Annotated in this window: 12 protein-coding genes; 10 read left to right on the top strand and 2 right to left on the bottom strand. The window is 59.7% G+C overall.

Going from position 1 to position 13539, the window contains the following annotated elements; translation table 11 throughout:
- Positions 1–22: 22 nt before the first annotated feature.
- The 3 genes from Q4481_RS21470 to Q4481_RS21460 are packed head-to-tail and all read left to right on the top strand — an operon-like array spanning position 23 to position 2843.
- Positions 23–919, top strand: coding sequence for an ABC transporter permease (locus Q4481_RS21470; RefSeq protein ID WP_377353350.1), 897 nt, complete (start codon positions 23–25; stop codon positions 917–919).
- Entirely contained in the window at positions 919–1737 is an 819-nt protein-coding gene (locus Q4481_RS21465) for an ABC transporter permease (protein ID WP_304378461.1), read from the top strand. The genes Q4481_RS21470 and Q4481_RS21465 overlap by 1 nt, the downstream gene beginning before the upstream one ends.
- A gap of 5 nt (positions 1738–1742) precedes the next feature.
- Positions 1743–2843, top strand: a complete 1101-nt coding sequence (locus Q4481_RS21460) for an ABC transporter ATP-binding protein (protein ID WP_304378490.1) — start codon at positions 1743–1745, stop codon at positions 2841–2843.
- A 9-nt stretch (positions 2844–2852) separates the two neighbouring features.
- On the opposite strand, the gene Q4481_RS21455 is transcribed toward Q4481_RS21460, so the two are convergent.
- A complete protein-coding gene (locus Q4481_RS21455) occupies positions 2853–3818 on the bottom strand; it encodes a GlxA family transcriptional regulator (protein ID WP_304378460.1) in 966 nt (321 codons plus the stop codon).
- A gap of 98 nt (positions 3819–3916) precedes the next feature.
- Between Q4481_RS21455 and bcoG the strand changes: the two genes are divergently transcribed.
- The 6 genes from bcoG (at position 3917) to Q4481_RS21425 (ending at position 11254) form a co-directional block, all read left to right on the top strand.
- Positions 3917–4819, top strand: coding sequence for a 3-dehydrocarnitine:acetyl-CoA trimethylamine transferase BcoG (gene bcoG, locus Q4481_RS21450; RefSeq protein ID WP_304378459.1), 903 nt, complete (start codon positions 3917–3919; stop codon positions 4817–4819).
- A 255-nt stretch (positions 4820–5074) separates the two neighbouring features.
- The gene (locus tag Q4481_RS21445) at positions 5075–6565 is read left to right on the top strand and encodes a carnitine 3-dehydrogenase (RefSeq protein ID WP_304378458.1); all 1491 of its coding nucleotides are present in this window, start codon (positions 5075–5077) and stop codon (positions 6563–6565) included.
- A gap of 222 nt (positions 6566–6787) precedes the next feature.
- A complete protein-coding gene (locus Q4481_RS21440) occupies positions 6788–7948 on the top strand; it encodes an acyl-CoA dehydrogenase family protein (RefSeq protein ID WP_304378457.1) in 1161 nt (386 codons plus the stop codon).
- A gap of 2 nt (positions 7949–7950) precedes the next feature.
- Positions 7951–8148, top strand: a complete 198-nt coding sequence (locus Q4481_RS21435; protein ID WP_304378456.1) for a hypothetical protein — start codon at positions 7951–7953, stop codon at positions 8146–8148.
- Entirely contained in the window at positions 8145–10211 is a 2067-nt protein-coding gene (locus Q4481_RS21430) for an acetate--CoA ligase family protein (protein WP_304378455.1), read from the top strand. The genes Q4481_RS21435 and Q4481_RS21430 overlap by 4 nt, the downstream gene beginning before the upstream one ends.
- Before the next feature lie 257 nt (positions 10212–10468).
- A complete protein-coding gene (locus Q4481_RS21425) occupies positions 10469–11254 on the top strand; it encodes a carnitinyl-CoA dehydratase (protein ID WP_304378454.1) in 786 nt (261 codons plus the stop codon).
- An 18-nt stretch (positions 11255–11272) separates the two neighbouring features.
- Here Q4481_RS21425 and Q4481_RS21420 read toward each other — a convergent pair whose 3' ends face one another.
- Positions 11273–12028, bottom strand: a complete 756-nt coding sequence (locus Q4481_RS21420; RefSeq protein ID WP_304378453.1) for a DeoR/GlpR family DNA-binding transcription regulator — start codon at positions 12026–12028, stop codon at positions 11273–11275.
- A gap of 205 nt (positions 12029–12233) precedes the next feature.
- Here Q4481_RS21420 and Q4481_RS21415 point away from each other — a divergent pair, with 205 nt between their 5' ends.
- Complete coding sequence (locus Q4481_RS21415; RefSeq protein ID WP_304378452.1) at positions 12234–13532, top strand: calcium-binding protein; 1299 nt, start codon at positions 12234–12236, stop codon at positions 13530–13532.
- Positions 13533–13539: the final 7 nt, after the last annotated feature.

The following is a 13539-nucleotide window of genomic DNA, read 5'->3' as shown; positions in this document are numbered from 1 at the left end:
TGCGTGAACGGTGTCCGATCTGATGGCGGCGGAGGCGATCAGCGTCCGAAACCGCTGGGACCTCTTTCGGGGCGGGTCTCTCACCGGCCTGCTTCTGATTTCGCCGACCTTTCTTTATGCGCTTGCGCTCCTTGCCCTGCCGATCCTGATCGTCTTTCTCTATTCTTTCTGGACACAGGATTATCTGACGATCGACCGCACCTTCACGCTTGCCAATTATGTGCGAGCGCTGACGGACCCGATCTATCGCGATCTTCTCGGCCGTTCGTTGTGGATCTCGCTGCTGGTCAGCCTTGCCACTGTCGTCTTTTCCTACCCGATCGCCTGGTACATTTCCTTCCACGGCGGTCGTCGAAAAGGCCTGTGGCTGTTTCTCGTCACCGTGCCCTGCTGGACCAGCTATCTCCTGCGCGTCATGGCCTGGAAGGTCATTCTCGGCTATCAGGGCGTCCTCAATTCCGGCCTGCTCTCGGTCGGCATCATCGACCAGCCGCTGACCTCTATCCTTTACAATTCGAATGCGGTTCTGATCACGCTCGTCCATTCCTGGGCAGCCTTTGCGATCCTGCCGATCTTCGTGGCGCTTGAGAAAATCGACCGCTCACTCGTTGAAGCCTCGCGCGATCTCGGCGATGGTGCGATCCGTTCCTTCCTGCGGGTGACTTTGCCGCTGTCGATGCCAGGGGTGATTTCTGCCTTCCTCATCGTAATGATCCCGACAGTCGGCGATTATGTCACGCCGAAACTGGTGGGCGGCAAGGATGGCGTCATGATCGCCTCTGCCATTGAATCGCAGTTCGGCAAGGGCAACAACTGGCCCTTGGGCGCGGCCCTGTCGGTTACGACGATGATCGTGGTCTCGCTGACCGCGGCCTTCTGCGTGCTGGCCTTCCGCGGCCTGGTCCGGAGGATCCGGTGATGCGGGGAACGATCGGCAACGCGTCACGACTTCTGCCGGCCTATGTCGGAATCTATCTTGTCTTTCTCTATCTGCCTGTGCTGCTGCTGCCGATATTCTCCTTCAACAACGCTGCCGCACCGACCCTGCCGCTCGCGGGCTTCACAACCAAATGGTACGCCTCGCTGTGGGGCAATTCGCAGATGCTGCAGGCAGCCACCAACAGCCTGATCGTCGGCATTTCGGTATCTTTGCTGTCGACCTTGCTCGGTATCCTCGCCGCTCGTGCCATCACCCGCCATCGCTTCATCGGCCAGCGACCGATGTCGGGGCTGATCATGGCGCCGCTCTTCCTGCCCGAGATCATCGTCGCGGTATCGCTTCTGACCATTCTGTTGTCGACCGGCATCGGAACCTCGCTGCTCTCGGTCATTCTAGGTCAAACCGTCTTCTGTCTGCCCTATGCGATGAGCGTGCTGATATCCGGCTTTTCCGGTTTCGACCGTTCGCTTGAAGAAGCCTCGCTCGATCTCGGCGAAACTGCGGCCGGCACCTTCCGCCGGGTCGTGTTACCCGTTGTGTCGCCGGCGATCATTTCAAGCCTTCTCGTCTCTTTCACCATTTCGCTCGACGAGTTCATTCTCGCCTTTTTCCTTTCGGGAACCCAACCGACACTGCCGGTCTATATCTGGGGTCAGTTACGGTTCGCCGCCAAATTGCCCGGAGTGCTGGCCCTCGGCACCATCATTCTCGCCATTTCAGTCATTCTGCTGGCCACGGCAGAAATTATCCGCCGCCGCGCCGAAAGCCGGATCGGCAGCGAAGGAGCCCTGACATGACCACCATGATTTCGATCGATACCGTCAGCAAACATTACGGAATCTATAAAGCCCTCGACGCGGTTTCGCTCGATATCGCCCAGGGAGAATTCTTCTCGCTGCTCGGCCCCTCCGGATGCGGCAAGACCACGCTTCTTCGCTCCATTGCCGGTTTCGAGACGCCCAGTGACGGCACGATCCGGATCGATGGGCAGGAGATGACTGGCACGCCGCCGAACAAGCGCCCGGTCAACATGGTCTTCCAGTCCTATGCCATCTTTCCGCATCTCAATGTCGAAGCAAACATTGCCTACGGACTGAAAAAGCTGCGGCTTTCCACCGAGGAAGAGCGTGCCCGTGTCGGCGCCGCGATCGAGCAGGTGCGTCTCGGCAATCTCGGCAAGCGCATGCCCAACGAACTGTCGGGCGGCCAGCGCCAACGTGTGGCGCTTGCCCGCGCGCTCGTCATGAAACCGAAAGTCCTGCTGCTCGATGAGCCCTTGTCGGCCCTGGACAAGAAACTGCGCGAGGAAATGCAGATCGAACTGCGCCTGTTGCAGAAGGCCGTCGGCATCACCTTCGTGCTGGTGACCCATGACCAGTATGAGGCGCTGGCCCTGTCCGATCGGATCGCCGTGATGTTCGATGGCAAGATCGCCCAGATTGCCACACCCAAGGAGATCTACCAGCGCCCCCTGACGCGGCGCGTGGCCGACTTTCTCGGCGGCATGAATTTCCTTTCGGCCCGCGTCACGGGCGAAAACGGCAACCGTCTGACGGTGGAAACGGCAAAATTCGGTGTCCTCAACATGGAGAAGCCATCCGGCTACCAGGGCAATGGCAGCCAGGCCACGATCGGCATCCGGCCGGAACGTCTGCGTTTGCTGTGGGAAGGCGAAACGGCAGAACACGAATTGACCGGCAAGGTCCACAACCGTGCCTATTTCGGCGAAACGACCCATCTCGAGGTCGCCGTCGAAGGGTTGGAGCGCACGCTGTCGATGATCGAAACCAACAATTACGGCGCCGATGACCTGCCGATCGGCGCCGAGATCCGGCTTGCCTACGACCCCGACGCCATGGTGCTGCTCGGCGAAGATCGGGCTGCCGAACGAATCGTCGCCTGATCGGTTGGTTCAACGCCCGTGAAGCCGCTTCCGCGTGTCCGATGGGCTCTCGCGAAACTGGGTCCGGTAGGATCGCGAAAAGGACGAGGCCGAATTGAAACCCGTCTGCGCCGCGATCTCTGCAAAGGTTGCGCGCGTCTCGATGACCTTTCGGCGCGCCGCGTTAAGCCTCAGCGCCAGATAATGAACATGCGGCGACACGCCGAAGGCATCGGCAAACAGGCTTTGCAGGTGACGCGCCGACACTTTGGCCCGGCGGGCCAGCCGCTGGAGTGACAGAGGCTGATCGACAGTCTCCTCCATCAGCCGGACAGCCTCGGTCAGACGGCGATCCATGGTCCCCGGACTGTTGTGAGGGCTCGGCAGCAGGTCACGCCCACCGCCATCACGCTCATAGATGAAGGATCGCGCGACCTCGAGCGCCATCGAATAGCCAAGGCGCCGGCGGACAAGTTCAAGCATCAGGTCGAGCGTCGGAATGGAGCCGCTGGTCGTCATCCGTCGGCGATCGATGACAAACCGCTCGCGCACGACATCGAGGGCGGGATAGCGTGCCGAGAATTCCTCGTTATCCTCCCAATGGACCGTGACCCGATGATCGGCAAACAATCCGGCCTCGGCCATCAGCCAACTGCCGGATTCGATGCCAACGATCAGCGACCGGTAGCGGGCGGTGCGGGACAGTGCCATTTTCATTGCGGTCGTCGCACTGCGACGCCAGTTGTAGCTCGAAACCACGAAAAGCGGTCGGGAATCCTTGTCGGCCTCGAACCTGCCATCGACCGGGATCTGGATCCCGGCGGTCGTTTCCACTGGCCCACCATCGGGACTCAGAAGCCGCCAGGAATAGAGCGGCTGGCCGGAAATGCGGTTTGCAGCGCGCAAGGGTTCGATGACCGCAGCAAGCAGTATGAGCGTTGTTTCCGGGAAGGCGAGAATGTCGATCTCGACCGTCTTGTCCTGTGATTCCAGCATGCAGCACTTTCCGATTATGTATGAAATATTGCCGATAATGAAAAGCATGGCAAGCAAACCTGCCTCTTAATTGCGCAATCGAATAACGGGAGAGGCCCATGCCGCTGAACATGAACCGCGAAGTTTTCATCACCTGCGCCGTCACCGGCTCCGGCGACACGGCCGGCAAATCACCCCATGTTCCGCGTTCTCCCAAGGAAATCGCAGCCTCGGCAATCGATGCTGCCAAGGCCGGTGCAGCCGTGGTTCACTGCCACGTTCGCGATCCTGAAACCGGCGCGCCCTCGCGTCTCAAGTCACTTTACAAGGAAGTCACCGACCGCATCCGCGATTCCGAAACCGACGTGGTGCTGAACCTGACCGCCGGCATGGGCGGCGACATGATTTTCGGCGATGTCGAACATCCATTGCCGCTCAAGGATATCGGAACAGACATGGCGGGTGCCACAGAGCGTGTCGCTCATGTCGCCGAATGCCTGCCGGAAATCTGCACGCTCGACTGCGGCACGATGAACTTCTCGCTCGGCGACTATGTCATGACCAACACGCCGTCGATGCTGCGTGCCATGGGCAAGATGATGACCGATCTCGGCGTCCGTCCGGAGATCGAAGCCTTCGATACCGGCCATCTCTGGTTCGCCAAGCAGCTCGTCGAGGAAGGCGTGATCGAGGATCCGGTTCTGATCCAGCTCTGCATGGGCATTCCGTGGGGCGCACCCGATGACCTCAACACCTTCATGGCCATGGTCAACAACGTGCCATCGAACTGGACCTTCTCCGCCTTCTCGATCGGCCGCAACGCGCTCGCCTATCCGGCCGCAGCCGTGCTCGCCGGCGGCAATGTCCGCGTCGGGCTTGAGGACAATCTCTATGTCGGCAAGGGCCAGCTCGCCACCAACGCGCAACTGGTCGAAAAGGCTGTGAATGTGATCGAGGGCATGGGTGCCAAAATCATCGGCCCCGAAGAAGTCCGCAAGAAGCTGAAGCTGACGAAGCGGTAATCTGGAGGGGATCTTACCCCTCACCAAGTTCATCCAGCCAATCGCCTTCGGCTCTTGGGGATGAACTATCCTCTCCCGCAAGGGGAGAGGTAGACAGCCATAAGCTCGGCCTCACTTGAGGCACCAGAGCGCCGCGAGTTTACCTCTCCCCTTGCGGGAGAGGATACGAAGGCCGGGAGAGCGTAGCGAACCCTTGGCCGAAGTTGGTGAGGGGTAAAGCGCCCTTCCAGACAAATTTGAAGGGTATGAACCAAAATGACCACGAAAATCCAGAAAGCAGCATGTATCGGCGGTGGCGTGATTGGCGGAGCCTGGGCGGCCCGCTTCGTGCTCGCCGGAATCGACACCAAGATGTTCGATCCGCATCCGGAAGCCGAACGGATCGTCGGCGAAGTCATGGCCAATGCCGAGCGCGCCTATGGCCTGCTCACCATGGCGCCGCTGCCCAAGAAGGGCAAGCTGACCTTCGTCAAGACGATCGAGGAGGCTGTCGAAGGCGCCGACTGGATCCAGGAAAGCGTTCCCGAACGCGTCGACCTCAAGCGGAACGTCATTACCCAGATCGACGCAGCCGCTGACCCTAAGGCGCTGATAGGCTCCTCGACATCCGGCATCATGCCGACCGAACTGCAGCGCGACATGAAACATCCCGAGCGGATGTTCGTCGCCCATCCCTATAATCCCGTCTATTTGCTGCCGCTCGCCGAACTGGTCGGCGGGGAAAAGACGGCTCCGGAAACACTGGAACTCGCCAAGGCGCGACTGGCACCGATCGGCATGAAGGGCGTCATCCTCAAGAAGGAAATCGAAGCCTTTGTCGGTGACCGCCTGCTCGAAGCCGTCTGGCGCGAAGGCCTGTGGCTGATCAAGGACGACATCTGCGATACCGAAACACTCGATGACGTGATCCGCTATTCGTTCGGCATGCGCTGGGCGCAGATGGGCATGTTCGAAACCTACCGCATCGCCGGTGGCGAAGCCGGTATGCGGCACTTCATTGCCCAGTTCGGTCCCTGCCTCTCCTGGCCCTGGACCAAGCTCACCGATGTGGTCGATCTCACCGATGAACTGATCGACAAGATCGCCAGCCAGTCCGACGCGCAGTCGGGCGCCTACGGTTTCCGCGAACTGGAACGGATCCGCGACGAAAACCTCGTCGGCATCATGCAGACGCTGAAGGGGTCCAATGGCGGCAAGGGTTGGGGCGCGGGTAAGCTGCTCTCTGAATTCGAAGCGCAGCTCTGGGCCAACGCACCCAAGCCGGAAGCCAAGGCCAGTGCCGACCTACTCAAGCTGCTTGAGCCGAAAGTGCATCCGTCCTGGGTCGATTACAACGGCCATATGACCGAGTTCCGCTATAACCAGTGCTTTGCCGATGCGGCCGACGCCTTCCTGCGCCTGATCGGCGTCGACATGGATTATGTCGCGGCAGGTCACAGCTACTATACGGTCGAAGCGCACAATCAGTGGCTCGACGAGGCCAAGCTGGGCGATGCGCTCTTTGTCGAAGCCCAGGTTCTGCCATCGGACGGCAAGCGCATCCACACCTACATGTGGCTGCGTCGCGCCTCTGACAACGCACTGCTCGCGACCTGCGAACATATGATGCTGCATGTCTCCTCCAAGGAAGGCAAATCGGTGCCGCCGCTGCCGGCAGTCCTTGAGAAGTTCAATCAGTTCGCCGATGCCCATGCCAGCCTGCCGGTTCCAGAAACAGCCGGTCGGACTGTGGGTCAACGGAAATAGGCTGGATCGCGCGCTGGGAACCCCTCATCCGGCCCTTCGGGCCACCTTCTCCCCAAGGGGAGAAGAGGGAGACCGGGTTCGGCCTCCAGGGGAAGTCTGGAGCATAGAGAACAAGCCGAGAGGGCGCGGCAACCGCCCTCTTCTCCCCTTGGGGAGAAGGTGGCCGAAGGCCGGATGAGGGGTTCCAACCCTGATCGGCAGAGATTTTGGGAGAACCACACCATGAATTTCGGACTGACCGAAGAACAGGACATGATCGTCAACACCGTGCGGAGCTTCGTGGAAACGGAGATCTATCCGCTCGAGGACGAAGTAGAAAAGCTCGGCTTCGTACCGCCGGAAATGGGACAGGAGATTGCCCGCAAGGTGAAGGATCTCGGTTTCTTCGGCTGCAACATGCCTGAAGATGTCGGCGGCGCCGGCCTCGATCACCTCACCTTCACGCTGGTCGAGCGCGAACTCGGCCGTGGCTCGATGGCGCTCACCGTTTTCTTCGGCCGCCCGTCTGGGATTCTGATGGGCTGCAATGACGAACAGCGCGAAAAGTACCTGATTCCGGCGACCAGGGGAGACAAGTTCGATGCGCTCGCCATGACCGAACCGGGCGCCGGCTCTGACGTGCGCGGCATGAAATGCTTCGCCCGCAAGGATGGCGACGATTGGATCGTCAACGGCACCAAGCATTTCATCAGCCACGCCAACATTGCCGATTTCGTCATCGTCTTCATCGCGACTGGCGAAGAACAGACGCCGAAGGGACCGAAGAAGCTGATCACCTGCTTCCTCGTTGATCGCGGCACACCGGGCTTCGAGATCCGCGACGGCTACAATTCGGTCTCCCATCGCGGTTACAAGAACTGCGTGCTGAATTTCGACGAATGCCGCCTGCCCTCTTCGCAGATCCTCGGCGAAGTACACAAGGGCTTTGACCTTGCCAATGACTGGCTCTATGGCACCCGCCTGACGGTGGCTGCCAATTGCGTCGGTCGTGCCCGCCGCGTGTTCGATTATTGCGTGCCCTATGCCGCCGAACGCAAGCAATTCGGCAAGCCGATCGGAGCCAACCAGGGCGTTTCCTTCAAGCTTGCCGACATGATCACCGAAATCGACGCCGCCGATTTCCTGACATTGCATGGCGCCTGGCTGCTCGATCAGAAAAAGCCGTCCAACCGCGAAATCGCCTCCGCCAAACTCTACGCCTCTGAAATGCTCGCCCGCGTCACCGACCAGGCGATCCAGATCTATGGCGGCATGGGCCTGATGGACGATCTGCCACTCGCCCGCTTCTGGCGCGATGCCCGCGTCGAACGAATCTGGGATGGCACCAGCGAAATCCAGCGCCACATCATCAGCCGTGATCTCCTCCGTCCGTTCGGAGCCTGACCATGACGGACGAAAGTGCGGGGCAGTTTGAAGAACCTGATGGACCTGCGGCACCACAGCTGCTGCAGGACCTGTTCCCCGCATGGCGATTTGACATACCGGCACCGTCGCGCCTCCTGCCCGACGTTGCCAAGATACGTCAGGCCCAGTTTTCCCTGCTGGAAGCTGGCTTCTTTCTCTCCAGGAGATGGCTCGGATGAAAACGCTCTCGCCCAATTCCCTTTCCCGCCTCATCCGCCCGAAATCGATTGCCGTCTTCGGCGGCAAGGAAGCCGGCCGTGTCGTCGAGCAGTCGAAGAAGATGGGTTACAAGGGTGAGATCTGGCCCGTGCATCCGACCAAGGATGAGGTGCATGGCTATAAATGCTACCGATCCGTCGCTGATCTGCCTGCAGCCCCCGATGCGGCCTTCGTCGGCGTCAATCGCATGCTGACAATCGACATCATGCGGCAGCTGCGCGACAAGGGTGCGGGCGGCGCCATCTGTTATGCCTCGGGCTTTTCCGAAGCCGTGGCGGAACTGGCCGATGGCCATGACCTGCAGGCGCAGCTCGTCGAGGCGGCTGGCGACATGGCTGTCGTTGGTCCCAACTGCTACGGCTTCATCAACATGCTCGATGGCGCGCTTCTATGGCCGGACCAGCATGGCATGGTGCGGACGGAGAAGGGCGTAGCGGTTCTGACGCAAAGCTCCAACATTGCCTGCAACATTTCCATGCAGATGCGCGGCCTGCCGCTCGCCTATCTGATGACTGCCGGCAACCAGGCGCAGACGGGTCTTTCTGCACTCGCCGTGGCAGCGCTTGAAGATCCACGCGTCACCGCCGTCGGTCTCCATATCGAGGGTTTTGATGATCTCGAGATGCTGGAACTCTTGGGCAAGCGGGCCCGCGAACTCAAGAAGCCCGTCGTCGCCCTGAAGATGGGCAAATCGGAAGCGGCCCAGAAAGCCACCGTCTCCCACACCGCCTCGCTGGCCGGCAATGACAAGGTCTCCGGCGCCGTGCTCGAGCGGCTCGGAATCGGTCGCGTCAGTTCGCTACCGGCCCTTCTGGAGACACTCAAGCTGCTGCACCTCGTCGGCCCACTCGCGACCAACGAAATCTCCTCGATGAGTTGCTCGGGTGGCGAAGCCTCCCTGATCGCCGATTCCGCCGTCGGCCTCGATGTGAATTTCCGCGATCTCAAGCCGGAACAGCTGCCGGTGCTGCGCGAAACGCTCGGGCAGATGGTGACGCTCTCCAATCCGCTCGATTACCACACCTTCGTCTGGGGCAATGGCGAAAAGCAGACGATTGCCTTTTCGGAAATGATGAAGGGCGGCTATTCCCTCAACCTCGTCATTCTCGATTTTCCCCGTTCCGATCGCTGCGATCCGGCCGACTGGATGACCACGGTCGATGCGGTCATTGCCGCCCACAAGGCAACCGGTGCCAATGCCGGTATCGTTGCGTCGATGGGCGAAAACCTGCCGGAAAACGTCGCCTTCCGTTTGCTGGACAATGGCGTTGTGCCCTTCATGGGCATCGATGAGGCCCTGGTCGCGGCCCAGACCGCCCATGCGATTGCCAAGGCCTGGGCGCGGCCCGAGCCCCTGCCGCTTCTGAAATCGGATGTGAGAGAGGGCGAAGCCAGAACATTCACCGAATTCCAGTCGAAGGACCTGCTCAAGGATTACGGATTGCCGGTACCGAAAGGTCGCCTGGTGGCCTCTGTCGATGAAGCCGTCGAAGCGGCAGCCGAAATCGGCTTTCCCGTCGTGCTCAAGGGATCCGGCATCGCCCACAAGACCGAGGCTGGCGCCGTCCGTCTCAACCTGACCTCGGCAGAGGCCGTACGGTCAGCCCATACGTCGATGCAAGACATTGCCGACGAATTCCTCATCGAGAAGATGGCGTCCCGACCGGTGGCGGAACTCATTATCGGTGCGTTGCGCGATCCGGTGGCGGGTCCGGTGCTGACGGTTGGCGCCGGCGGCATTCTTGTCGAATTGATGGATGACAGCGCTGTTATCACCCTGCCCGCGACCAAGGCTCAAATCGAAGAGGCCCTTGCGGGACTGAAGATCACGAAGCTTCTGACCGGCTATCGCGGCCAGGCAAAGGGCGACATGGAAGCACTGGTCGCAGCCATTGCCGCTGCAGCCGATTTCGTCATTGCCCATGCCGACTCGATCGAGGAACTGGACATCAATCCGCTGATGGTGCTGCCGGAGGGGCAAGGTGTTGTCGCGGCGGATGCGCTGGTGAGGATTAGGAGATAAGCAGGCTTGCTGAGGGAAAGTCACCCCTCACCAAGCGCGCCCATGCCTTCGACCTCCGGTCTCATCCGGGCTTGCTATCCTCTCCCGCAAGGGGAGAGGTAGGGTGCCACAAGCACCGCCCATTTAAGGCACTGTGGGCTCCACGGGTTTACCTTGCCCCTTGCGGGAGAGGATACGAAGGCCGGGTAAGCGTAGCGAACCCTGGCCGTAGTTGGTGAGGGGTAAAGCCCTCTAACAGGATAAGAGGGAGAACCGATATGACCGATACGCCCATCAAGACCCGCCGCGAAGGCGGTATTCTCGAAGTCACGATCGACCGGCCGAAGGCCAATGCAATCGACCTGATCACCTCCCGCATCATGGGAAAGATCTTTCAGGATTTCCGCGATGACGACACGCTCCGCGTTGCCATCATCACCGGATCAGGTCCCAAATTCTTCTGCCCCGGCTGGGACCTGAAGGCAGCAGCAGCCGGTGATGCGGTCGATGGCGATTACGGCGTTGGCGGTTTCGGCGGCATGCAGGAATTGCGTGATCTCAACAAGCCGATCATCGCCGCCATCAACGGCATCTGCTGCGGCGGCGGGCTCGAGATCGCCTTGTCGACGGATCTGATCCTGGCTGCGGACCATGCCACCTTCGCGCTGCCCGAAATCCGCTCCGGCACGGTGGCTGACGCCGCCTCGATCAAGCTGCCCAAGCGCATTCCCTATCATATCGCCATGGACATGCTGCTGACCGGCCGCTGGCTCGATGCGCAGGAGGCGCATCGCTGGGGCTTCGTCAATGAAATCCTTCCCGCCGACAAGCTGATGGAACGCGCATGGGAGCTTGCCCGCCTGCTCGAAAGCGGTCCGCCGCTCGTCTATGCCGCCATCAAGGAAGTGGTCCGGGAAGCCGAGGGCAACAAGTTCCAGGACACGATGAACAAGATCACTCGCCGGCAGCTGAAGACAGTCGACGTTCTTTACGGGTCGGAAGACAATCTCGAAGGTGCGCGCGCCTTTGCCGAAAAGCGCGACCCGGTCTGGAAAGGTCGCTGACCTTGAGCGGAAAGGTGATCAGGCGCGCAGAAGCCTGATGCCCTTGGCTTCGAAGCCAGCCAGCCGGCTGGCTTCGACTGTATTCGAAACCACCAACCCGGTGATCTGATCGCTTGCCACCACATTGGCCGGCGATGCGGCATCGAGCTTGTTGGATGTCAACAGGATCCAGGTCGATGCCGCCTGCTGCACGATCTGACGCTTGATCGCCGCTTCCTCGATATCGCCGGTCGAAAAACCCTCGGTCGGATGCGCGGCCGTCACCCCGAGGAAAAAGAGATCGGGCCGTAGCCGACCGATCGCCTCGGCTGTCATCGCCCCCACAGCCACCATCGAGTGTTTGTAAAGGCGGCCACCCAGCAGAATGACCTCCGCGGTGGGATGTTGCTCGAGTTCGGCAGCGATGGTTGGACTATGCGTGACCACGGTGAAGGCGAAATGGCGGGGCAAAATCCGCGCGAGCGCCGCATTCGTTGTTCCACCATCGAGAAACAGCATCTGCCCGGGAGAGACCAGCGTGACCGCGGCAGACGCCAGGCGCTGCTTTTCATCTGACTCGATCCGAGTACGCGTGGCAAAATCCGGCAGATCCGGTGAAATCGGCAACGCCCCGCCATGGACACGATTGAGCAGGCCTTCTGCCGCCAACTCCCTGAGATCGCGACGAATCGTGTCTTCTGACAGCATGAATTCTTCCGCGATCGCCTTCGCCACGATGCGGCCATCCCGCCGTAACCGGTCCATCAGCAGCGCCTTGCGTTCCGTGGTCAGCATCTTCCCTCCTTGACGAAGTCATGAAATTGCACGAATATGCACGAATAAATCTGAGATGACATGCGTATCGGGAATATTCGGGCAGTTACGGTGGATTTATCGGCGATACGCCTGGCGAACCTACCGAACCCGAATGGGCAAGGCAACCATTCAATGAAATTCGTGCAACTTCATGCAATCAGTCTATGACGGAAAGGAGAAGGCAATGGCGAGGCACTTTACCAACGAGGATCGCACCAGCACCTGGAATATCACCAAGGGTGGAGATCTCTGGGTCGTGGGGCAACAGGCTCACTTCCAGATCGATGGAACCGGAATCGATACCAACGGCTTTTCAAATACCAGGATCAAGATCTTCGGAGATTTAACGACCAGCAGCAACGATGAGTGCGGCATCAATGCCACTGGTGGCAAAACAAGCATCTTTGTTGGTGCCACATCGAACATCACAGTCAGCGGCGCAGCAGCAGTAGCCATTGGCGGCGATGGGAAGAACGTTTCGATCGTCAACCACGGCCACCTCGAATCCGGTGAGTGGGGAGTCAACCTCAACAATGGCGGCAACGTTTTCAACGATGGCACAATCCGTGGAGAGACAGGGATTGAAATTGCCTGCAAGGACCAGAACGCCGCTGGCAGAGTAACGAACGAAAGGCTTATCGATGCAGATAGTGTCGGCGTCGACATGACCGGACTTTCCAGCTCAGCGACGGATACCGCAGCTGGTGCCAAGACAACCGCGACGATGATCAACGGCGAGGATGGGATCATTCGGTCGGACAATATCGGGATCATCTTCAGAGGCACGGACGGCAATCGTCTGGTGAATGATGGCATCATTCGCGCGCCGCGCGCCATGATAGACGAAGATGTTTCCACCACCGTTATCAATCGCGGCAAGATTTTCGGAAACGTTCTCCTGGAAGGCGGGAACGACACATTCATCACCCGTGGCGGATCGATTGATGGCAAAGTCTATGGCGGCGCGGGAAGCGACACCTACATCATCACCGGGATCAGCCCCCTGCAGGGATTCCAGATCGTCGAAGGAATCTTCAAAGGTGTGGACACAGTCAAAAGCAGCGTCTCCTACACACTTGGTGACTACGTCGAAAATCTCGTGCTTCTTGGCAATGCACAGGAAGCCACAGGAAATGCGCTGGACAACAGATTGGTGGGCTCAAACAAGGAGAACACGCTCTCGGGCTACCAGGGAAATGACATTCTCGATGGACGCAAGGGTGACGACATCCTCCATGGTCACCTGGGCGATGACATCTTCGTCTTTTCCAGAGACTATGACCGCGACACTATTCTCGGCTTCGAAGATGGCGCCGACAAGCTCAAAGTCGAGGGCATGGACTCGATCTACGACTATTCTGCTTTTTCCACGAAGATCCACCAGGTTGGAGTAAATGTCGAGATCGATCTCGGCAATGGCGATGTCCTTATCCTGGAAGGTATGAGCAAGGCCAACATATCCGTCTCGGACTTCGAGTATTGAGGGGATC

The sequence above is a fragment of the Fluviirhizobium alvei genome (genome assembly GCF_030551875.1).
GTDB classification, from domain to species: Bacteria; Pseudomonadota; Alphaproteobacteria; order Rhizobiales; family Rhizobiaceae; genus Rhizobium_E; species Rhizobium_E alvei.
Note: the sequence above shows the minus strand (reverse complement) of the source record. Positions and strands in the feature narration are given on the sequence as shown.